The following is a 20,610-nucleotide window of genomic DNA, read 5'->3' on the forward strand; positions in this document are numbered from 1 at the left end:
CTAGTTAGTGATGCTAAATCGTTTCTTTATTACTGGAACTGATACTTCTGTCGGCAAGACGGTGGTTTCTCGTGCGCTATTGCAGGCGCTCGCCGCCAGCGGGAAACGGGTGGCAGGCTATAAGCCGGTAGCCAAGGGTAGCAAAGAGACCCCCGAGGGGTTGCGTAACAAAGACGCGTTGGTACTACAAAGCGTGTCATCGCTGGCGCTACCTTATGAGGCGATTAACCCTATCGCGCTGAGTGAAGAAGAAAGCAGCGTTGCACACAGCTGTCCGATTAACTACACGCTGTTGTCCGACGGGCTGGCAAATCTGAGCCGCCAGGTTGATAACGTCGTCGTGGAAGGCACGGGCGGCTGGCGCAGCCTGATGAACGATTTGCGGCCGCTTTCTGAATGGGTAGTGCAGGAACAGCTACCGGTACTCATGGTGGTTGGGATTCAGGAAGGGTGTATCAACCATGCGTTACTGACCGCACAGGCCATCGCCAATGACGGGCTGCCGCTGATTGGTTGGGTCGCCAACCGTATCAACCCAGGTTTGGCGCACTACGCGGAAATTATTGATGTGCTGAGCAAAAAACTGCCCGCACCGCTGATCGGCGAACTGCCGTATCTGCCGCGTGCGGAACAGCGCGAGCTCAGCCAGTATGTTGATTTAGCGATGCTCCGTAACGTGCTGACGGTAGATAGAATTCTGGCGTAAGGTGCGCGATAGCACTGAGGCTAACACGCAGGCAATCAGCAAGCCGGGCAGCAGCATATACTGCCCGGTCATTTCACAAATCATCAGCGTCGACATGATTGGCGCATGCGTCGTTGCCGCCAGCAGGGTGGCCATTCCGGTAATCCCCAACAATATCGCGATGCTCTCGTGACCGGGAAATCCCAGACTCCATGTATTAGCAAACAAAATTCCCACTCCCAGACCAATAAATAGCGTAGGGGTAAACACGCCACCGGGCGCGCCTGAACCGCTACTGGCGAGAATGGCGAGCAGTTTGCACAGGAAGATCCCGGCGATGAGGGTCAGGGTGGGCGGTGACAGCAGGAAGGCTTGCACCACGCTATACCCATTACCCCATACGGCAGGCGTTAACAGCGATAATACCCCGACGATTAACCCGCCAAGGGCCAGTTGCCATGGTGGAGACAACTTCAACGCCAGGAAACCGCGATGAGTTGTATCCATTAACCACATCAGCAGCGGACCACCAAGGCCGCACAGAAGACCGGTGGCGAGCATCAGCACATAATGCGTGGCAGTGAGCGTGGGTAAGGCCTCGACGCGATAAAGCAGCTCCGCGCCGCCGTTCATTGCCTGCGTGGTAAGCAGGGCAGCAACCGCTGAAATCACCACGGGTCCGAGCGAGGCGAGCATCAGCGTGCCAAAGAGGATCTCGGCAATAAACAGGCTGCCGGCCAACGGTGCGTGGTAGGCACTGGCCATCCCCGCGGCGGCCCCGCAGGCGATCCACAGTTTCCACTCCGCTTTTGGCGTAAAGCGTTGGGCAAAAAATGAAGCCGCCAGCGCAGCCAGTAAAATCATCGCTCCTTCCCGGCCAATCGCGCTGCCGCTGGCCACGACCAACAGAGAAGCGGTTGATTTGACAAGGCTGGAGCCGGTGTCGAACTTGCCTTCGTCGCTTTCCAGGGCCTCCATGTAGTCTGTTGGCGCATGAGGGCGCTGACGCGTATAACGTTGCCAACCCCACAGCAGCGTTCCTGCCGCCAGGCCTCCAAGCGCCGGAGTGATAAGGCGTCGCCACCAAACCAAGCCTTCTGCCGCGTTGACCAGACTACCGCTGTCATTGCTTAAAAATAGCCACTCCAGCAGGTACATGGCGTGACGAAACAGCGCGACCGCCAGCGCCGCGAGGACGCCAATGACGATAGCCAGCAGAAGGCGACGTAACATCGCCTGAATATCGGGATAGGAATGAAGACGCTGCATATGAGGCGAAACGCTTAGCGATACAATTTTTTATCGGCAACGGGGATCAGCAGCTGTGACTGCCACTGGGCGAGGGTGTGCTGCGCTAATTCCGCCAGGGCCTTGAAGAAGGGGTGATTGGCTTTGGCGACAAATTCACTCAGGAAGCGCGGTGCCCATGGCAACAGGTGCCAGGCCAGCAGTTGGTCGCAGGCTTCCTGACGATCGTTTTCAACCAGCCAGGCCGCCAGCATCAGCAGGGTACCGAAGTGATCTTCCGGCTCATTTTGCGCAACGTCGAAGGCGATCTGGTTTTCGCGCATCCACTGGCGCAGCGCCAGAGTCGAATCGCCAAACAGGACATTTTCACGATCTAACCAGACGGACCCCCACGGCGGTGACGGGAGGGCCGACGGGCCAATAAACAGCCGCTGCCAGGCTTCCGCCAGCGATTCGTCGCAGGGAGCGGCAAAAGCGGCGGACAGCGCGTCGGCGTTGGCTACCGGGTATGGCCATTGTGCGGCCCATTCGCCGTCACGAAATGCGGCAACCAGCGGCTCGGCAAGCGCGCTGTCCGGTGCGAAGTAAAACAGTGCCCCCAATACGCGAGCAGAAAAAGCTAAGGCGTCGTTGTGCTGAACGTCATTCATTACTGCAATTCCTTAAAGAGGCGCGGGCCAGTTCCCGCGCCGATAGATTACCCGGCAATCGCCATGCCGACGGTCATATGCAGGCCATAGAACAGCCCGCGGCCGATCAATTCTCCCACTATCATCAGAATCAGACCGATGGTCAGTCCGAGCGCCGTAGGTGGAACCCGGCGCAGCAGCGGGCAGATCCAGCAGCCTAATCCGGCAGCCAGTAGAATAAAGCGCCCAACCTGCCATGTGCCCCAGTCTGGCAGTAGCGCATTCGCCTGCTGTACGGAACTGTGGATGAAACCCAGATCGCTGGTCTGTAAAACCACCACCGCCAGGCTTGCCAGCAAGGCCAGCACGCTTAATGCTGCGAAGAATTTGCCGTTAAACGGCACCTTCGCCAGCTTCAACAGCAGAGCGGCAAACAGCGGCCCGATGAGCAGCATAGTCAGGAAAAACGCGGCTGTCGTATAACCATTATACCAGGTTGGTACGGTATCTATCTGATAAACACGCGTCATTGCCCAGACAAATACCAGACCCAGCAGCATGCTGACGATAAGCCAGATGCGCCCCAACGCCTGCGGCATTTTACCGAGCACTGAGAGCAGCCACCAGAATCCGCCCACGGCGAAGAAAAGGGAACCACTCGCGATTTCATTGCTCAGCGCAGAAGCGCCGACCCGGTTGAGCGAATTAAACGCCCGCAGCGGTGAGCCGAGATGCAGTACCGACGCAAAAAAGGCTATCCCCATGATGACCCACAGGAAGAACATACTCAGTACGATGCGCCGCTGGTCGACTGCTTCATGACGTGCCGCCAGCCAGCCCATGCCGCTAATAATGGTCGCCCCCGCCACACATTGCCCCAGTACGGTAAACAGCACCAGTGGCCATTCATGCCATCCGTTGCCCATCTCACACCTCCTTCGGATTGGCCAGGTAGCCAGTGGTATCGCCGAACGGACGTGCATTGGCGTTCGGTTTAATCACAATGCTTGGTTTGGTGAAGTGCGCCGACGGCAGCGGCGCAACAGCCGCCAGTTGGCCGTGCTTCTGGCGCAGTTCTTCAATCGGCCCAAAGTCCAGCGCGCGCAGCGGGCAGGACTCCACGCAGATCGGCTTTTTGCCTTCTGCCACGCGCTCATGACAGCCATCGCACTTGGTCATGTGGCCTTTGGCGGCGTTGTATTGCGGCGCGCCGTACGGACAAGCCATGTGGCAGTAACGGCAACCGATGCAGACATCTTCGTTAACGACCACAAAACCGTCTTCACGTTTGTGCATCGCGCCGCTTGGGCACACTTTGGTACAGGCCGGATCTTCGCAATGGTTACAGGCAATCGACAGGTAGTAGGCAAAGACGTTCTGGTTCCAGACGCCGTTGTCCTCCTGCCAGTCGCCGCCCGCGTATTCGTAAATACGGCGGAAGCTGACGTCCGGGGTTAAGTCTTTGTAATCTTTACACGCCAGCTCGCAGGTTTTACAACCGGTGCAGCGTGCCGAATCAATAAAAAATCCGTATTGAGTACTCATTAGCTAGTCCTTATACCTTCTCGATCTCAACCAGATTGGTGTGCTGCGGGTTACCTTTCGCCAGCGGTGAAGGGCGGTGAGTGGTCAGTGTGTTGATACAGGAACCGTGGTCGATGCGGTCGCCGTCCATCTGCGCGTCGTGCCAGGCTCCCTGGCCCATCGCTGACACGCCCGGCATGATACGCGGTGTGACTTTTGCGGGTATCCGCACCTCGCCGCGGCCATTGAATACTCGCACCATATCGCCGTTCTGAATGCCGCGTTTCTGCGCGTCAATCGGGTTGAGCCACACTTCCTGGCGGCAGGCGGCCTTCAGCACATCGACGTTGCCATAGCTGGAGTGCGTGCGGGCTTTATAGTGGAAGCCGAACAGCTGGAGCGGGAATTTGTCGCGCATCGGATCGTCCCAACCCTCAAAGGTCGAGGCATAGACGGGCAACGGGCTGATGGTTTCATCTTTCTCCAGCTGCCATTTTGCGGCGATGTCCGCCAGACGGCTGGAGTAAATTTCTATTTTCCCCGATGGCGTTTTCAGCGGATGGGCTTGTGGATCGTTGCGGAAATCGCGGTAGGCGACAAAATGGCCGTTCGGATCTTTACGCTTATAGATGCCCATTTTTTTGAGCTCGTCGTAGCTCGGCAGCGCCGGGTCTTTCGCGCGCATTTTAGCGTACAGATACTGCAGCCACTCCGCCTGAGTGCGGCCCTCGGTAAATTTCTGATGAACGTCATCACCAAGACGTTTGGCCACTTCGCTGAGGATCCAGTAAATAGGCTTACGCTCGAACTTCGGCGCGGTTGCGGGCTGGATAAAGATCAGATAACCCATATTACCGGCATAGTCGTTCGGAATGATGTCCTCTTGTTCGACGGTCATCAGGTCAGGCAGCAGGATATCGGCATATTTTGCCGAGGCGGTCATGAAGTTTTCAATTACCACAATCATTTCGCATTTGCTTTCGTCCTGCAAAATCTCATGGGTCTTGTTGATGTCTGAGTGCTGGTTGATGATGGTGTTACCGGCGTAGTTCCAGAAAAACTTAATCGGTACATCCAGCTTCTCTTTGCCGCGCACGCCATCGCGGGTGGCGGTCATCTCCGCGCCGTGGTCGATTGCATCCGTCCAGGTAAAGCAGGAGATGGCGGTTTTTACCGGGTTTTCCAGCACCGGGAAACGTTCAATGGTAATGGTGTAGGTCGACTCACGGGCACCGCTGTTCCCGCCGTTGATACCAACGTTGCCGGTCAATATGGGCAGCATGGCAATCGCGCGTGCGGAAAGTTCACCGTTGGCCTGACGCTGCGGGCCCCAGCCCTGGCAGATATAAGCCGGTTTGGTGCTGCCGATTTCACGCGCCAGCTTGATAATGCGGTCAGCCGGAATGCCGGTAATGCGTGAGGCCCACTGCGGCGTTTTGGCGATGCCATCATCGCCCAAGCCCTGAATATAGGCCTTATAGTGGCCGTTGGCGGGCGCACCTTCCGGCAGCGTTTTTTCGTCGTAACCCACGCAGTACTTATCGAGGAACGGCTGATCAACCAGGTTTTCGTCAATTAATACCCACGCAATACCGGCGACCAGCGCGGCGTCAGTGCCGGGACGAATCGGAATCCATTCATCTTCACGCCCGGCGGCGGTATCGGTATAACGTGGATCGATAACGATCATGCGCGCATTTGAGCGTTCGCGCGCCTGTTCCAGATACCAGGTAATGCCGCCGCCGCTCATACGCGTTTCAGCCGGGTTGTTGCCAAACATCACCACCAGTTTGCTGTTTTCGATATCGGAAGTGCTGTTGCCGTCATTGCTGCCGTAGGTGTAGGGCATTGCGCAGGCGATTTGCGCGGTACTGTAGGTGCCATATTGGTTGAGCGAGCCGCCGTAGCAGTTCATCAGCCGCATGACTGCCGAGCCAGAAGGGGAAGAGCGGGTAATGTTGCCACCAACAATGCCGGAAGAGTAGTTGATGTACACGGCTTCGTTGCCGTAGTCCTTCACGACGCGTTTGAGGTTATCCGCAATAGTATCCAGCGCTTCCTGCCAGCTAATACGCTCAAATTTCCCCTCGCCACGTTTACCAACACGTTTCATCGGGTAGTTCAGTCGGTCCGGGTGATTAATACGACGACGAATGGAACGGCCACGCAGGCAGGCGCGCACCTGGTGATCGCCGTAAATATCATGACCCGTATTGTCGGTCTCAACCCAATAAACTTCATTGTCTTTTACGTGCAAGCGCAGCGCGCATCGGCTGCCGCAGTTAACGGAGCAGGCGCCCCAGACCACTTTATCTTCGACCTGAGCGGCCTGCTGCACCACGGCGGCGGTTGCTCGCAGAGAGAAGGGCAAAGAGAGGCCGCCCGCGGCAAGCGCCAGGGATCCTATCGCCGACGATTTAATAAGGGTACGTCGACTTAGTCCCCCTGGTTTTTCCTGATTAGACATCGCTCACTCCATTATTATTTGATTATTTCGACCTGAAATTAAGAACCGGCTAATGGATGAAAATGATACCTCTCCGGTGGTATACAAGTATTAACCCTGGTCAATTCTGAAGAGATCCTGACGATGAGATTTTGTGGGCGGCATTTGCCAGCAAAGGGAGGGCTGTGCATAATTGTTTTACAACAAAAAAAACGCTATTTACGGTCTTCTGGCGGTATCAGCGACCGGGAATATTGGCCTCATCCTACGCTTATGGAAGAACCCTATGCAGGACATTGCTACGCAAGTTATCCCGATGCCCGAGATTGATACGGTCACGGTTCCTCATAAAGGGGTGAATTTTTTACGCCCCGAAATTTTGCTCGATTTTATTAGCGTGACCAACCAACCGGTTTTAGCGGTAACGCCGCTGGCGGTGCTTTATTCGACGGTTGGCGTGCTACAGCAGACGGAGTTGCGCAAGATTCCGGTGCTGGTTTCCGGACGAGTGGTCTATCCCATTACCTCACAGGCGCTTCCTTGCCTGCACTCAAAACTTACGATCAATACGTCGACGCAAAAGCTGCGCTTCCAGGGGGATCTGGATGCGTTATCGGACGATCGTTCGCTGAAGGATGGGGTGCTGATTGGCGTGGCGCTGGAGTTTATCGTCGAGCAAAAGCCGTAAATGCGGCCGCCTCGCTCAGAGGCGGCAGAACATTATTGAGCGCTATCGGTACGGGTGTAGAGAATTTTAAAGGTATCGTTGGCGCAGTGGCCGACCACCTGCGCGCCGGGCTGATCGGCCTGATCGTTAGGGACGACATCAAGCGTAAACGCGCTTTCCGCGACGCCGTTCTGCATAATTTTCTGCTGAATGTCGCTGCGAACGCGTTCACAGGAATCCGGTACGGCCGCCAGAGCGGGCATGGCGCCTGTCAGCAGGAGTGCCAGTAACCAGCGTGAAGTTCTCATGTTCGGCTCCTTTTCGTTAGAGACGTAAAAAGTATAGCAGTGCTAGTGTAAACAATTGTATTTCCTAATATGATTGAGAAAACTCCCGAAACAGGATGACGGTGTGAAGAAAGTGATTTTGCTGGTGTCAGTGATGGCTCTGCTCAGTGGTTGTGAGAAGAACGATTCCCCGGCGGCGTTCACGCCGGAAATGGCCAGCTTCTCCAACGAGTTTGATTTCGATCCGCTGCGCGGGCCGGTGAAGGATTTCAGCCAAACATTGCTCAACCAAAAGGGCGAGGTGGCGAAACGCGTGAGCGCACAGGTTTCGCCGGAAGGCTGCTTTGATATGCTGGAGTTTCACAATATCGAAGAAGATACCGGCGCGCTGCTGGTGCTTAACGCCAACTACTATCTTGACGGCGTGACGCACGAGAAACGCGTGCGCTTACAGGGAAAATGCCAGTTGGCTGAGTTTCCGTCGGCGGGCGTGACCTGGGAAACCGACGATAACGGTTTTGTGGTGAAGGCGCTGGGGAAAGAGAGCGAAGTTGATTACCGCTACGATGCTGAAGGGTATCCGCTGGGCAAAACGTCGACCGTCAAAGATACCACGCTGTCGATTATCTCAACGCCGTCGCAGGATGCGCGTAAGAAGCTCGATTATACCTCAGTGAGTCTGCTGAATAAGCAGCCTATTGGCAATGTGACGCAGAGCTGTGATTACGACAGCTATGATAACCCGGTGAGCTGTGATTTAGTCATTGTTGACGAAAGCGTGAAACCCGCCACCACCCAACGCTATACGATTAAAAACACGATTGAATATTACTAAAGCTTCACGCAGCTTCATGAAAAAAGGGCGCCAACGGCGCCCTCTTCAATTATGGGTTCAGCGTGCGGCCCGTTGAACGGTCAAGGCAGCGCAGGGTGTTGGGTTCCCAGTAGGCGTTGACGTTCGGGCTTTGCAGACACTTATCGCGGGCGTCGAACGCCACGTCGGCTTTGTCCCACTCTTTTTCCGCGCGCTTATTTACTTTCTGGCGCAGCTGGCGAGTGTCGTTCCACTGCTCTTTGTCCATCGCTGCGTTCTGGCGGCTCTGCGCGCTATCGCCAGATTCAATGATCAGCTTGCTGGTTTCAGCAGACGCAGACGCGGTGTACACGATGGCACCCAGCGCAAGCATTGCCGTCAGGCACAGGCGTTTGCCAAGTGTAATTTTCATTTGCGGGTTCCTTTAACGTGATAAAAACAATGGCTCCTGTTGAGCAGTCTACTACATCTCTTTGGGCTGGCATACCCGCGAAAAGAGTATGGTCGATTGAGGCTTATTTTTACGTATGATAGGCCCACCCTAAGTGAATGATGATTAACGATGATAAAGACGTCGCTGCTATTTTTTGCTACCGCGCTGTGTGAAATTATCGGCTGCTACTTGCCGTGGCTGTGGCTTAAGCGCGGTGCAACGCCGTTGTTACTGTTACCCGCCGGATTGGCGCTGGCGATGTTTGTCTGGCTGTTGACGTTGCATCCGGCCGCCAGTGGCCGTGTGTATGCGGCCTACGGCGGGGTATACATCTTTACCGCGCTGCTGTGGCTGCGCGTCGTTGAAGGTGAAAAACTGACATTCTACGACTGGCTTGGCGCAGCGGTCGCGCTATGCGGCATGTTGATTATCGTCGCGGGCTGGGGCAGAGGGTAACATTTCTGCCAGCATCTCCTGTGCCTGGCCTGGTTTGGGCTAAGCACCATTTCTTTGTGATCCCTCATGCATTTGTCTGACTTAATCCCCTTAATTTTGTGATCTTTCTCGGTAATTTTTAATATTTATACTTGTATGGTAGTAGCTCAGGGCGTAAGTTTGCCTCACTAACCGATGAGATGTAAGGATTGAAGATGAAAATTGTGGGTGCTGAGGTTTTTGTAACCTGTCCTGGTCGTAACTTTGTCACGTTGAAAATTACCACCGATAGCGGATTAATCGGCTACGGCGATGCGACGCTGAATGGCCGTGAGCTGTCCGTTGCATCCTATTTAAAAGATCATCTGTGCCCGCAGTTGGTGGGGCGTGATGCGCACCGCATCGAAGATATCTGGCAGTTCTTCTATAAAGGCGCTTACTGGCGTCGCGGCCCGGTCACGATGTCGGCTATCTCCGCCGTCGATATGGCGCTGTGGGACATTAAAGCCAAAGCCGCCAACATGCCGCTGTATCAGCTGCTGGGGGGCGCGTCTCGCGAAGGCGTGATGGTTTACTGTCACACCACCGGCCATACCATTGATGATGTGCTGGAAGATTATGCGCGTCATAAAGAGATGGGCTTCAAAGCGATTCGCGTCCAGTGCGGCGTACCGGGGATGAAAACCACCTACGGCATGTCGAAAGGAAAGGGGCTGGCCTACGAGCCTGCAACGAAAGGGCAATGGCCGGAAGAGCAACTGTGGTCAACCGAGAAATACCTCGATTTCACGCCGAAGCTGTTTGATGCGGTACGTAACCAGTTCGGCTTCGACGAACATCTGCTGCATGACATGCATCACCGCCTGACGCCGATTGAAGCGGCGCGTTTTGGTAAGAGCATTGAAGATTATCGTCTGTTCTGGATGGAAGATCCGACCCCGGCAGAAAACCAGGAATGTTTCCGTCTGATTCGTCAACACACCGTCACGCCGATCGCCGTGGGTGAAGTATTCAACAGTATCTGGGACTGCAAACAGCTTATCGAAGAGCAGCTTATTGATTACATCCGTACCACTATCACTCATGCGGGCGGGATCACCGGCATGCGCCGTATCGCCGACTTTGCTTCGTTGTATCAGGTACGTACGGGTTCACATGGCCCATCGGATCTCTCCCCGGTTTGCATGGCGGCAGCGCTGCACTTCGATCTGTGGGTACCTAACTTCGGCGTGCAGGAATACATGGGTTACTCCGAGCAAATGCTGGAAGTCTTCCCACACAACTGGACCTTTGATAACGGCTATATGCATCCAGGCGATAAACCGGGCTTAGGCATCGAGTTTGATGAAAAACTGGCGGCGAAGTATCCGTATGACCCGGCCTATCTGCCGGTTGCGCGTCTGGAAGATGGCACGCTGTGGAACTGGTAATGACCTTCGATTTTTAAATTAAGCTTTATTTTAACAAGAGAAATAACATGGGCTTCATTAACGATCGTTTTATGATCGATAGTGAAGTCGGTGTTCGGTTATATAAAGATGTAGCTGCACAATTACCGATCATCGACTATCACTGTCATCTTGATGCAAAAGAAATCTACGAAAATAAAAACTTTGATAATATCACTCAACTATGGCTAGCTGGCGACCATTATAAATGGCGCGCAATGCGGGCAAATGGTATTGCCGAGAAATATATTACCGGTGATGCTTCGGCGGAGGAAAAATTTAAAGCGTATGCGGAAACAGTTGAAGCTGCTTTTGGCAATCCACTGTATCACTGGACGCATTTAGAACTGAGTCAATACTTTTCCTGTAATGAAATGCTGGGTAGCGATAACTGGCAGGATATTATGCGGCATTGTAATAGCATGATTTCAAGCGAGGAGTTTAAACCCTGTAGCTTAATTACGCGCTCTAATGTCGAAGTTATTTGCACCACCGATGCGCCGCTGGATTCGCTGGAATATCATCGGTTGTTGCAGCAGGACCCGAGCTTTACCACCAAAGTGCTGCCAACTTTCCGACCGGACGATATTTTTGCCGAGGACGCCAGTGAATTCGCCCTCTTTATCGACAAACTGGCGCAGGTGACAGCGTGTGATATTGGCAGCTTCAGCGATTTCACCACGGCGATGGCTCAGCGTATTGACGTGTTCCATGAAGTGGGTTGCCGAATCTCAGACCATGGGCCTGTTAGCGTCGAGTATCAGCCCGCTGATGCAGCACGTGTGAATGCGTTGTTTACTCAGAAACGCAACGGTACGGGGTTGAATGAAGAGGAAACCGCGCAGCTCAATAGCGCGATGTTCGTGATGTTGGGGCAGGAGTACAAAAAACGCGGCTGGGCCATGCAAATTCATTTTGGCGCTATCCGTAATAACAACAGCATCATGCGCAAGAAGCTGGGGATTAATACCGGTTTTGATTCTATTACCGACCAGAGCAATCTTGCCGCCGGATTAAATCGCCTGCTCAACGCGATGGCGCAAAATAATGGCCTACCCAAGACCATTCTTTATAATCTGAACGCCAGCTATAACGATATTGTGGCGACAACTATCGCTAATTTTCAATCTGGCGAAGACGGCGTGAAATCGCCCATGCAATTTGGCTCTGGCTGGTGGTTTAACGATACGCGGCGTGGCATGGAGAATCAGCTTAATAGTCTCGCAGATCAGGGGTTATTAATGCATTTTGTCGGCATGCTGACGGATTCACGTAGCCTGGTATCTTATCCTCGTCACGATTATTTCCGTCGTATTCTGTGTAACTTAATTGGTGGTTGGGTTGACCGTGGTGAAGTTCCTGATAATAAGAGGATCTTAACGCGGATGGTTAAAAACATTTGTCACGATAACGCAGTTAATTATTTCAGATTCTAACGTCCTTCCTTACATGAGGGTAGAACATGTCTCGTACTAATAGAAAAATAACAATCCCTGTCAGTATTGGCTATGGCTTAACAGATATTATGGGAGGCGGTGCGTTTACCGTTATTGGCGCCTGGCTCTTATTCTTTTACACGACGTTCGTCGGCTTATCGCCGGTTGAGGCAGCGTCCATCGTCGCCATTGCCCGTATTGTTGATGCAGTGGTGAGTCTGTTTATGGGCAGCTTTACCGATCACTTCTATAAAAACCCGCTGGGCAAGCGTTTTGGACGCCGTCGTTTCTTCCTGCTGGTCGGCGCGCCGCTGATGCTGGTGTATATCCTGCTATGGGTAACCGGAATGAACTTCTGGTTCTACCTGGCGGTATACCTGGCGTTCGAAATCATTGCGGCGGTTGTGCTGATCCCATGGGAAACCCTGCCGTCAGAAATGACCAAGGATTTTAACTCCCGTACCAAGCTATCAACCTGCCGTATGTTCCTTTCGGCCTCAGGCACCTTCCTGGCGACCTTTATTCCGGGTTTATTAATCAGTTATTTTGGCGAACACGATCCGCACGCCTACTTTATCAATGGCGTCGTTTTTGCCGTGTTGTTCATGGTCTGCGTGTTTATTTCCTGGAAAGTAACCTGGGAGCGCGAGCTGACGCCAGAGATGTTGGCGGAGCTGGAACGCGATCGTCGACCACGCTCTTTTGCTGAAAAAATTAGCGCTGTTGGCGGTCTGTTTAAAGAGTATTTTTCAACCTTAAAAGTACGCGCCTTCAGAAAACATCTGGCTATCTATCTGTTCTCTTTTACGGCGAAAGATGTCTATAACACGGTGTTTGTCTTTTTCTGCGTGTACTGTCTGAATGTCTCGCCATCACTGTCCGGCACGCTGTTGTCGATGAGTATCGTCGGTTTGCCGGTCACGCTGCTGGCGGGGGTGGCTATCATCAAGTTTGGCCCATCTCGTCTGTACGTTTTCGCCTATACGCTGATGATGATGTGCCTGGTGGGACTGTTCATGGTTTACCTGTTCCCAACCGACAATAAAGTCACCATTCTGGTGGTGCTGGCCGCATTGTACCAGGTCGGACGTTGCGTACTGGAATTTACGCCGTGGAACGTATTCCCGTTTATCCCGGATATTGATGAGATGATCACTCGTCAGCGTCGCGAAGGCCTGTTTGCCGCAGTGATGACCTTCTCCCGTAAAACGACGGTGGCGATCGCAACCTTTATTGTGGGCGTGATGCTGCAGGAAGGGGGCTTTGTGAAGGGTAGCCAGGTTCAGCCTGAGAGCGCGGTGAATACCATTGCGATGCTGCTGTTCATTGGTACCGCAGGTCTGCTGCTGATTGCATTGTGGCAGGCGGTGACTTTCCGTCTCAACAAACGTACGCACAAAATCTTTGTGGATGAAGTTGAGCGCCTGAAAGCGAAGGGGGCGAAACAAGATGTCACGCCGGAGACGCGTCATATTGTCGAAGATCTGACCGGGTACTCTTATGACGATCTGTGGAATGAACCGCAGCAAGTCGACAAAAAACTGAGCCGACCGGCACAGGTGAACTAACGTCCAGCCGTGACAGCATAGGTAAGAGCGCCGACTTTGCTTATGCTGTCACACAACTTAAAAATCATGTCATACCAATCGCCAATATATTAATGCAAATCAAAATCTCCTCAGATGAACTCGTTAATCTAGTATGGCAATCAACATTCTCTACAGTGAGTCAAAAAGATGCAGAATACGCTATTAACCGCTAAGGCAACTCTCCCGACCTACGATCGCAGCAAACTGGTGCCACGTATTGTGCACCTGGGCTTTGGTGCATTCCACCGCGCCCATCAGGCTGTATACGCCGATATCCTCGCCTCAGAACACGGCAGCGATTGGGGTTATACCGAAGTTAACCTGATCGGCGGTGAGCAGCAGATTGCCGACCTGAATCATCAGGACAATTTATACACCGTGGCGGAGATGTCCGCGGATGCATGGACTGCCCGCGTGGTAGGCGTTGTCAAAGAAGCGCTGCATGCGCAGGTCGATGGTCTGGAAACCGTGCTGGCAAAAATGTGCGAGCCGCAGGTGGCGATTGTCTCTTTGACTATCACCGAAAAAGGCTATTGCCACTCTCCGGCAACCGGACAACTGATGCTCGATCATCCTTTCATCGTGGCCGACCTGCAAAACCCGCATCAGCCGAAATCTGCGCCGGGCGTGGTGGTGGAGGCGCTGGCGCGTCGTAAAGCGGCGGGGCTGCCGGCATTCAGCGTGATGTCCTGTGACAACATGCCGGAAAACGGTCACGTCATGCGTAACGTCGTTTGCGCCTATGCGCGCGCCGTCGACGCCGAGCTGGCCGATTGGATCGAAGCACATGTGACGTTCCCGTCCACCATGGTTGACCGTATTGTTCCGGCCGTGACTCCAGAAACACTGGACAAAATTGAGCAACTGACCGGTGTTCGCGATCCGGCTGGCGTGGCGTGCGAACCGTTCCGTCAGTGGGTTATTGAAGATAACTTCGTCGCAGGCCGTCCGGCGTGGGAAAAAGCAGGCGCCGAACTGGTGAGCGACGTTATTCCGTTCGAAGAAATGAAACTGCGCATGCTGAACGGCAGCCACTCTTTCCTGGCTTATCTGGGCTACCTGGCGGGCTATCAGCACATTAACGACTGCATGGGCGACGACAACTACCGTCGTGCTGCGCACGACCTGATGCTGAAAGAGCAGGCGCCGACGCTGAAAGTACAGAACGTTGACCTGGCGCGTTATGCCGACCTGCTGATTGAACGCTATACCAACCCGGCGCTGCGCCACCGTACCTGGCAGATCGCGATGGACGGCAGTCAGAAACTGCCTCAGCGTATGCTGGATTCCGTGCGCTGGCACCTGGCGGATAACAGCAGCTTCAAGCTGCTGGCGCTGGGCGTCGCGGGCTGGATGCGCTATGTCGGCGGCGTAGATGAGCAGGGCAATGCCATCGAAGTGTGCGACCCGCTGCTGCCGGTGATTCAGGCTGCGGTACAGCAGAGCGAAGAGGGCGAGTCTCGCGTGAAAGCGCTGCTGGCCATCGAAGCGATCTTCGGTAAAGATCTGCCGCTACAAGGCCAGTTTGTTGATCAGGTGACCAATGCTTACCTGTCACTGCTGAGTAAAGGCGCGAAAGCGACCGTTGCTGAGTTTGCCGCGCTGTAATGAGTCTATTATGCCGCCAGCAATGGCGGCATCTCACTTTTCTTCCCCGCATGACACTTCTTTAAGTTAATTCAAGTCAGTTGAAATAATGGACGATTATTTTCACGCTGAAACTATCAGTTTTGTGAATTAATGCTATATCAATAGGCATAAATATGGCATGGTTATTGCGAAACAAAAAATGGATCCTCTGGAATAAGGAGCTCGGGCTATGTATAAAAAAATTCTCATGCCTGTAGATATTTTTGAAATGGATTTAAGTGATAAGGCTATTCGTCATGCGGTATATCTGGCGGGGGAGTCTGGCGAAATTACGCTGCTGAACGTACTACCAAACAGCAATCGTTCTATTTTGCGCGGTTTTGCTTCGGATATTAAAAAATTCGAAGAATTTATGCAGTCAGAATCGGCAAACAAAATGAAGGGTCTGCGGCGGCTATTTGATATGCCCGCAGAGCGCATACACACCGAAGTTCGCTTTGGTAATATTCGCGATGAGGTACTCGCGTTAAGTAAGACAGGTGAGTACGACGTGATTGTGATTGGTTCCCGTCAGCGCGGGATCACAACCCATCTGCTGGGGTCGAACGCGGAATCTATTCTACGTTACGCCAACATTCCGACGATGGTTATCCGATAAAAAAAGGGCCTTCAATTTGAAGGCCCTTCTTCTTAATCTTCGCTAAACCAATCGCGGTTTTCCTGGCGAATGAGCAATACGGATTCACTGATTTCCTGCAGATGCGCAGTCATCGCTTTTTCTACCGTATCGGCATCACGTTTTTCAAGCGCACTGAATATTTCATGATGCTGTTGCAGCAGCATTTCCGGTGAGGAGACATGATCGAGGCTCATATAACGCACCCGGTCAATTGCCGCTTTAATATTCTCGATGGTATCCCACGCAAGCTGGCAATCCGCAATATTTGACAGCAGCTGGTGAAATTCATCATCCAACAGGAAGAAGTCGTTAAGCTGTTGGCGATCAATCGCAATACGCTGCTGATGCAAATTTTGTTCTAGCTGATAGATCTGGGCATCGGTGATCATTGTTGCCGCTCGGCGTGCTACCGCGCATTCGATGGCCTGACGTACAAAACAGCCGTTGCGAACCTGCGAAAGGGAGATCTTATTGACGTAACTGCCGCGCTGAGGGCGAATCTGGATAAGTCCGTTTTCGGCCAGTTTAATAAAGGCCTCACGTACCGGCTGGCGGGAAACGTCAAAGCGAAGAGAGACTTCCTTTTCCGAAAGCGGCGTGCCCGGCGGAATAAGACAGTGAACGATATCGCGACGCAGAATGCGATAAATCTGTTGATTGACGGGCTGTGTTGGGTTCAGTTGTGTTTCGGCGGCCATTGAGTCGTTCTTATCAGCTGATTAAGCTGTTATTTTACGCTTTTTTTGCCGCCGCGCCCAGACCCGACCGAGGGTCGGGCTGGGATAAAATGTTAACTTCCGCGATGAACGCTAAGTCCTGCGTAGGTCTGGCTGACCGGCATCATCTCAACGGTATTGATGTTGACGTGTTTCGGCAGCGTCGCGACCCACCATACGGCTTCGGTAACATCTTCTGGCGTCAGCGCGTTGGCATTTTCGTAGGTTTTACCTGCTTTTGCGTCGTCACCCTTGAAACGAACGTTGGAGAACTCGGTGCCGCCGACCAGACCCGGCTCAATATCCGTTACGCGAACGGCCGTACCGTGCAGGTCGGTACGCAGGTTCAGGCTAAACTGACGTACGAAAGCTTTCGTTGCGCCGTAGACGTTGCCACCTGCATAGGGCCAACTGCCCGCGGTTGAACCGATATTGATAATGTGGCCACGATTGCGTTCTACCATACCCGGCAGCACGGCGCGGGTCATGTACACCAGCCCTTTGTTGTTGGTATCGATCATATCTTCCCAATCTTCCACGCTGGCGCGATGCGCGGGTTCCAGACCCAGCGCCAGCCCGGCGTTGTTGACCAGGATATCAATTTCGCGCCATTCGGCTGGCAGGTTGGCGATCGTTTCTTCAATAGCTGCGCGGTTGCGCACGTCCAGCTGTACGGTCAGGATGCTGTCGCCTAACTCATCTTTCAGCGCTTTCAAACGTTCGTTACGACGGCCAGTGGCAATAACTTTGTGCCCGTTGGCAATAAAACGGCGAGTGATGCTTTCGCCAAAACCTGCCGTTGCTCCGGTTACCAGTACGATCATTTCTCTGTTCCTTCAACGCTTAAGTGTTGCATTACGATAGCAGAACGAAAAGTGCATAACTATCCTGGCGGATTGATGTTTTGGAATAAATAGAAAAACAGTTTTAGATTTTTTAATGGGATATGAAATCTCGCTGTTATCTAACCTACATTTGAGGGAGGCTGCGCTTGTGGAACAAACGCGCAATTGCGATGGAGGCTCTCAGTGCCCAATCCTTTTGCCTTCTGAAGATATAATCGAGCAGCGCGGCCTCAATTTGTTTATTCTGCCAGAGTTAACCGTTTTCTTCAGGAGCATGACATGTCGGCTATGAATCCCTTTTTCGCCAGCAGCACTTTACCTTATCAGGCGCCGCCGTTTGATGTGATTAAAGACGAGCATTATCGTCCGGCCTTTGACGAAGCGCTAAAACGCAAACGCCAGGACATCGCCGACATTGCCTGCAATCCTGCCGAGGCGACTTTCGAAAACACCTTTATTGCGCTGGAAAAAAGCGGTGAAATGCTTTCGCGCGTGACGTCTGTTTTCTTTGCGATGGCTGCATCAAATAGTAATGATGAGATTCAGCGCCTTGATGAGGCGTTCTCGGCAGAGCTTGCCGGGCTGGCAAACGATATTTATCTTAATGACGCGCTATTCAAGCGGGTTCAGACGGTCTGGGAAAAGCGAGAAACGCTGGACCTGGACAGCGAGTCCTGTCGACTCATCGAGGTGATTTATCATCGCTTTATTCTTGCCGGGGCGATGCTTGGTTCACAAGAAAAGGCCGAACTGAAAACGTTGAATACCGAAGCGGCGACGTTAAGCAGCCAGTTTCATCAGTGCCTGCTGGGAGCGGCAAAAAATGGCGGGCTGGTTGTTGATAATGAGGCCGACCTGGCTGGTCTGAGTGATGATGAAGTCGCGACGGCCGCAACCGCTGCTGCGGAGCGCGGTCTGGCGGGCAGTTGGCTGATACCGCTTGTCAACACGACACAGCAGCCTGCATTGGCCTCATTGCGTTCACGTGAAACCCGGGAAAAATTGTTTAAAGCGGCATGGCAACGTAACCAGCGCGGAGATGCCAACGATACGCGTGAGCGTATTCTCAAACTGGTGGCAATCCGCGCCAGACAGGCCGAACTCCTGGGGTATGCCGATTACGCGAGCTGGAGTATGGCCGACCAGATGGCGAAAACGCCAAAAGCCGCGTTTGATTTTATGCGTGAAATTACGCCTGCGGCACGGGCCAGAGCGGAACGCGAGCTGGCGGATATCCAGGCGCTGATCGACAACGGCTCATCATCGTTCACTGCCCAGGCCTGGGACTGGCTTTATTATTCCGAACAGGTTCGTCGTGAAAAATATGCGATCGACGAAGCACAGATTAAACCCTGGTTCGCGCTGGAGCGCGTACTGGTTGACGGCGTGTTCTGGTCGGCCAGCCAGCTGTTTGGTATCCGCTTTGTTGAGCGTTTTGACCTGCCGGTTTATCACCCTGATGTACGCGTGTGGGAAATATTTGATGCCGATGGTGAAGGCATGGCGCTGTTCTACGGTGATTTCTTTGCGCGCGATAGCAAGAGCGGTGGGGCATGGATGGACAATTTTGTGCCGCAATCCACCCTGTTGGGTACCCGTCCGGTTATCTATAACGTATGCAACTACCCGAAACCGGCCGCCGGCAAAAGCGCACTAATATCCTGGGATGACGTGATCACGCTGTTCCATGAGTTTGGCCATGCGCTACACGGATTATTTGCGAAACAGCGCTATGCGACGTTATCTGGTACAAATACGCCACGCGATTTTGTCGAGTTCCCATCGCAGATTAATGAACATTGGGCCAGCCATCCCGACGTGTTCGCCCACTATGCGCGTCATCATGAAAGCGGTGAGCCGATGCCGGATGCGCTGCGTGAAAGTCTGTTCCGCGCGTCGAGCTTTAATAAAGGTTACGATATGACCGAACTGCTCAGCGCCGCGTTATTGGATATGAACTGGCATAGTTTATCCGCCAGTGCCTTGCCGAAGAATGTGGAAGAGTTTGAGGCCGAGACGCTCCATCGCGAAAATATCGATCTCATCGCTGTACCGCCGCGTTATCGCAGCAGCTACTTCTCACATATTTTTGGCGGCGGTTATGCTGCCGGATATTACGCCTATCTGTGGACACAAATGCTGGCTGACGACGGTTACCAGTGGTTTGTTGAACGCGGTGGTTTAAATCGTGAAAACGGGCAGCGATTCCGTGATGCGATTTTATCCCGGGGTAATAGTAGCGATTTAGAAAAATTGTACCGCGACTGGCGTGGGCACGATCCGTTAATTTCGCCGATGCTTAAAAACCGTGGCTTGAGTGACTAAACCAGGTGTTAAGGGCATGCCTGTCGTCATTTTTTACGCGTAGGGCCATGCTGAAAAATATAAAAAGAACCCGCACACAGGGCTGGCGGGTTAAGTATCACAATAAGATAGAGCATTCTGACTATCCTCCCGTTCAGGGCGGATAGTCGATGAGATTTTACGGCACCGTAGTCGTTTCGCAACCTGACATTTTCGGTAGGGTATTATTGTTTAAGGGGGTTAAGTGCGCTGGCTCACAGGCTCTTTACAAATACGTGCAGTTGTTGAAGAAACTCGCCATTCAACTTGCTAATATTGCTGCGTAAATCGTTGAGTTAATGGATTTAATATCGACAATCTGCCCGGAGGCACGAATGAAAAAATCCCAGCGTAAAACGCGTCGCGAGTCCATCTGGTCCACCCGTCCTGAGCATCAGGACCTACAGGAATCACGTTCCGGCAGATTGTGGGCTGGCCGTCAGGCCGGCTGTCAGAGTAAAAAGGCGTGGAAAAATTATGGCTTAAACAATGCACTCGCCGTTTAGCTTTAGTTGAATAACGCAGTGGTAGGATTATTTTACAGCAACGGTTACCTAATCAAGGAGAGCGGGTAACCGGAGAAGTAAAAATCTATCCATGCAAGCATTTATACCGCCAGTCATTCTGGCGGTTTTTTTTATCTCTTTATCCGGGATGATTATTGTGGTGTCGGTTAGTCATTCCATTTTCCGCTTAAATAGGCGGTGAGAAAACCGGAAAGCAGAATGAGTCCCACTGCAACCAGAAACACTTGCATATTATCCAGCATGACGACCTCCTCTTTAACGATTTCACT

The 20,610-nt window shown here is 53.0% G+C and carries 21 protein-coding genes; 11 read left to right on the forward strand and 10 right to left on the reverse strand.

The window, feature by feature from the left end:
* Window positions 1–10 precede the first annotated feature (10 nt).
* Window positions 11–706, forward strand: a complete 696-nt coding sequence (gene bioD, locus GY169_RS11235; protein ID WP_163446517.1) for a dethiobiotin synthase — start codon at window positions 11–13, stop codon at window positions 704–706.
* Here bioD and clcB read toward each other — a convergent pair.
* Genes clcB through ynfE form a run of 5 tightly spaced genes read right to left on the reverse strand, consistent with a single transcriptional unit; the run spans window position 659 to window position 6,553 of the window.
* Complete coding sequence (clcB, locus tag GY169_RS11240; RefSeq protein ID WP_167575781.1) at window positions 659–1,954, reverse strand: voltage-gated ClC-type chloride channel ClcB; 1,296 nt, start codon at window positions 1,952–1,954, stop codon at window positions 659–661. The genes bioD and clcB overlap by 48 nt on opposite strands.
* Before the next feature lie 14 nt (window positions 1,955–1,968).
* Window positions 1,969–2,583 (reverse strand): Tat proofreading chaperone DmsD, encoded by a 615-nt coding sequence (gene dmsD, locus GY169_RS11245; RefSeq protein ID WP_167575782.1) that lies wholly within the window; start codon window positions 2,581–2,583, stop codon window positions 1,969–1,971.
* Window positions 2,584–2,630: 47 nt separating this feature from the next.
* The gene (locus GY169_RS11250) at window positions 2,631–3,488 is read right to left on the reverse strand and encodes a DmsC/YnfH family molybdoenzyme membrane anchor subunit (RefSeq protein WP_167575783.1); all 858 of its coding nucleotides are present in this window, start codon (window positions 3,486–3,488) and stop codon (window positions 2,631–2,633) included.
* A 1-nt stretch (window position 3,489) separates the two neighbouring features.
* On the reverse strand, window positions 3,490–4,107 hold the full coding sequence (locus GY169_RS11255) for a DMSO/selenate family reductase complex B subunit (RefSeq protein WP_167575784.1): 618 nt from the start codon (window positions 4,105–4,107) through the stop codon (window positions 3,490–3,492).
* Between the two features lie 10 nt (window positions 4,108–4,117).
* On the reverse strand, window positions 4,118–6,553 hold the full coding sequence (gene ynfE, locus GY169_RS11260) for a selenate/tellurate reductase subunit YnfE (protein ID WP_167575785.1): 2,436 nt from the start codon (window positions 6,551–6,553) through the stop codon (window positions 4,118–4,120).
* Between the two features lie 265 nt (window positions 6,554–6,818).
* Between ynfE and GY169_RS11265 the strand changes: the two genes are divergently transcribed.
* On the forward strand, window positions 6,819–7,220 hold the full coding sequence (locus GY169_RS11265) for a dTDP-glucose pyrophosphorylase (RefSeq protein ID WP_163446421.1): 402 nt from the start codon (window positions 6,819–6,821) through the stop codon (window positions 7,218–7,220).
* Window positions 7,221–7,252: 32 nt separating this feature from the next.
* Here the strand turns inward: GY169_RS11265 and GY169_RS11270 are convergent, their stop codons facing one another.
* Window positions 7,253–7,507 (reverse strand): DUF1161 domain-containing protein, encoded by a 255-nt coding sequence (locus GY169_RS11270; protein ID WP_167575786.1) that lies wholly within the window; start codon window positions 7,505–7,507, stop codon window positions 7,253–7,255.
* A gap of 103 nt (window positions 7,508–7,610) precedes the next feature.
* On the opposite strand from GY169_RS11270, the gene GY169_RS11275 reads away from it, so the two are divergent.
* Entirely contained in the window at window positions 7,611–8,321 is a 711-nt protein-coding gene (locus tag GY169_RS11275; protein ID WP_163446419.1) for a YnfC family lipoprotein, read from the forward strand.
* Window positions 8,322–8,370: 49 nt separating this feature from the next.
* Here GY169_RS11275 and GY169_RS11280 read toward each other — a convergent pair whose 3' ends face one another.
* Window positions 8,371–8,712 (reverse strand): DUF1283 family protein, encoded by a 342-nt coding sequence (locus tag GY169_RS11280; RefSeq protein WP_163446418.1) that lies wholly within the window; start codon window positions 8,710–8,712, stop codon window positions 8,371–8,373.
* 150 nt (window positions 8,713–8,862) lie between these two features.
* Between GY169_RS11280 and GY169_RS11285 the strand changes: the two genes are divergently transcribed.
* From GY169_RS11285 to GY169_RS11310, 6 genes are all read left to right on the forward strand, one after another.
* Window positions 8,863–9,189 carry a YnfA family protein gene (locus GY169_RS11285; protein ID WP_167575787.1) on the forward strand — a complete coding sequence of 109 codons (327 nt, stop codon included), beginning with the start codon at window positions 8,863–8,865 and terminating at the stop codon, window positions 9,187–9,189.
* A gap of 194 nt (window positions 9,190–9,383) precedes the next feature.
* Entirely contained in the window at window positions 9,384–10,598 is a 1,215-nt protein-coding gene (rspA, locus tag GY169_RS11290) for a starvation-sensing protein RspA (RefSeq protein WP_065358061.1), read from the forward strand.
* 47 nt (window positions 10,599–10,645) lie between these two features.
* Window positions 10,646–12,052, forward strand: a complete 1,407-nt coding sequence (gene uxaC, locus GY169_RS11295) for a glucuronate isomerase (protein WP_167575788.1) — start codon at window positions 10,646–10,648, stop codon at window positions 12,050–12,052.
* Window positions 12,053–12,078: 26 nt separating this feature from the next.
* Window positions 12,079–13,620: an MFS transporter gene (locus tag GY169_RS11300; protein WP_167575789.1), complete on the forward strand. Its 1,542-nt coding sequence runs from the start codon at window positions 12,079–12,081 to the stop codon at window positions 13,618–13,620.
* Window positions 13,621–13,788: 168 nt separating this feature from the next.
* A complete protein-coding gene (locus GY169_RS11305; protein WP_163446414.1) occupies window positions 13,789–15,249 on the forward strand; it encodes a mannitol dehydrogenase family protein in 1,461 nt (486 codons plus the stop codon).
* 211 nt (window positions 15,250–15,460) lie between these two features.
* Window positions 15,461–15,889, forward strand: a complete 429-nt coding sequence (locus GY169_RS11310) for a universal stress protein (protein ID WP_167575790.1) — start codon at window positions 15,461–15,463, stop codon at window positions 15,887–15,889.
* Window positions 15,890–15,921: 32 nt separating this feature from the next.
* Here the strand turns inward: GY169_RS11310 and GY169_RS11315 are convergent, their stop codons facing one another.
* Together GY169_RS11315 and ydfG are read right to left on the reverse strand one after the other, a co-directional pair.
* Complete coding sequence (locus tag GY169_RS11315; RefSeq protein ID WP_163446412.1) at window positions 15,922–16,608, reverse strand: GntR family transcriptional regulator; 687 nt, start codon at window positions 16,606–16,608, stop codon at window positions 15,922–15,924.
* A gap of 92 nt (window positions 16,609–16,700) precedes the next feature.
* Window positions 16,701–17,450: a bifunctional NADP-dependent 3-hydroxy acid dehydrogenase/3-hydroxypropionate dehydrogenase YdfG gene (ydfG, locus tag GY169_RS11320; RefSeq protein WP_163446411.1), complete on the reverse strand. Its 750-nt coding sequence runs from the start codon at window positions 17,448–17,450 to the stop codon at window positions 16,701–16,703.
* 300 nt (window positions 17,451–17,750) lie between these two features.
* On the opposite strand from ydfG, the gene dcp reads away from it, so the two are divergent.
* Both dcp and GY169_RS11330 read left to right on the forward strand, forming a co-directional pair.
* A complete protein-coding gene (gene dcp, locus GY169_RS11325) occupies window positions 17,751–19,796 on the forward strand; it encodes a peptidyl-dipeptidase Dcp (protein ID WP_167575791.1) in 2,046 nt (681 codons plus the stop codon).
* 353 nt (window positions 19,797–20,149) lie between these two features.
* A complete protein-coding gene (locus GY169_RS11330; RefSeq protein WP_163446409.1) occupies window positions 20,150–20,320 on the forward strand; it encodes a hypothetical protein in 171 nt (56 codons plus the stop codon).
* 167 nt (window positions 20,321–20,487) lie between these two features.
* Here the strand turns inward: GY169_RS11330 and mgtS are convergent, their stop codons facing one another.
* Window positions 20,488–20,583, reverse strand: a complete 96-nt coding sequence (gene mgtS / locus GY169_RS11335; protein ID WP_163446408.1) for a protein MgtS — start codon at window positions 20,581–20,583, stop codon at window positions 20,488–20,490.
* Window positions 20,584–20,610 lie beyond the last annotated feature (27 nt).

The sequence above is a fragment of the Kluyvera genomosp. 3 genome (genome assembly GCF_011765685.1).
Lineage (GTDB): Bacteria > Pseudomonadota > Gammaproteobacteria > Enterobacterales > Enterobacteriaceae > Kluyvera > Kluyvera georgiana_A.

Excerpts from the sequence above, each read along its gene's own strand:
- bioD (WP_163446517.1), top strand. The coding sequence starts at position 11 with ATGCTAAATCGTTTCTTTATTACTGGAACTGATACTTCTGTCGGCAAG.
- clcB (WP_167575781.1), bottom strand. The coding sequence starts at position 1,954 with ATGCAGCGTCTTCATTCCTATCCCGATATTCAGGCGATGTTACGTCGC.
- dmsD (WP_167575782.1), bottom strand. The coding sequence starts at position 2,583 with ATGAATGACGTTCAGCACAACGACGCCTTAGCTTTTTCTGCTCGCGTA.
- GY169_RS11250 (WP_167575783.1), bottom strand. The coding sequence starts at position 3,488 with ATGGGCAACGGATGGCATGAATGGCCACTGGTGCTGTTTACCGTACTG.
- GY169_RS11255 (WP_167575784.1), bottom strand. The coding sequence starts at position 4,107 with ATGAGTACTCAATACGGATTTTTTATTGATTCGGCACGCTGCACCGGT.
- ynfE (WP_167575785.1), bottom strand. The coding sequence starts at position 6,553 with ATGTCTAATCAGGAAAAACCAGGGGGACTAAGTCGACGTACCCTTATT.
- GY169_RS11265 (WP_163446421.1), top strand. The coding sequence starts at position 6,819 with ATGCAGGACATTGCTACGCAAGTTATCCCGATGCCCGAGATTGATACG.
- GY169_RS11270 (WP_167575786.1), bottom strand. The coding sequence starts at position 7,507 with ATGAGAACTTCACGCTGGTTACTGGCACTCCTGCTGACAGGCGCCATG.
- GY169_RS11280 (WP_163446418.1), bottom strand. The coding sequence starts at position 8,712 with ATGAAAATTACACTTGGCAAACGCCTGTGCCTGACGGCAATGCTTGCG.
- GY169_RS11285 (WP_167575787.1), top strand. The coding sequence starts at position 8,863 with ATGATAAAGACGTCGCTGCTATTTTTTGCTACCGCGCTGTGTGAAATT.
- rspA (WP_065358061.1), top strand. The coding sequence starts at position 9,384 with ATGAAAATTGTGGGTGCTGAGGTTTTTGTAACCTGTCCTGGTCGTAAC.
- uxaC (WP_167575788.1), top strand. The coding sequence starts at position 10,646 with ATGGGCTTCATTAACGATCGTTTTATGATCGATAGTGAAGTCGGTGTT.
- GY169_RS11300 (WP_167575789.1), top strand. The coding sequence starts at position 12,079 with ATGTCTCGTACTAATAGAAAAATAACAATCCCTGTCAGTATTGGCTAT.
- GY169_RS11305 (WP_163446414.1), top strand. The coding sequence starts at position 13,789 with ATGCAGAATACGCTATTAACCGCTAAGGCAACTCTCCCGACCTACGAT.
- GY169_RS11310 (WP_167575790.1), top strand. The coding sequence starts at position 15,461 with ATGTATAAAAAAATTCTCATGCCTGTAGATATTTTTGAAATGGATTTA.
- GY169_RS11315 (WP_163446412.1), bottom strand. The coding sequence starts at position 16,608 with ATGGCCGCCGAAACACAACTGAACCCAACACAGCCCGTCAATCAACAG.
- ydfG (WP_163446411.1), bottom strand. The coding sequence starts at position 17,450 with ATGATCGTACTGGTAACCGGAGCAACGGCAGGTTTTGGCGAAAGCATC.
- dcp (WP_167575791.1), top strand. The coding sequence starts at position 17,751 with ATGTCGGCTATGAATCCCTTTTTCGCCAGCAGCACTTTACCTTATCAG.
- GY169_RS11330 (WP_163446409.1), top strand. The coding sequence starts at position 20,150 with ATGAAAAAATCCCAGCGTAAAACGCGTCGCGAGTCCATCTGGTCCACC.
- mgtS (WP_163446408.1), bottom strand. The coding sequence starts at position 20,583 with ATGCTGGATAATATGCAAGTGTTTCTGGTTGCAGTGGGACTCATTCTG.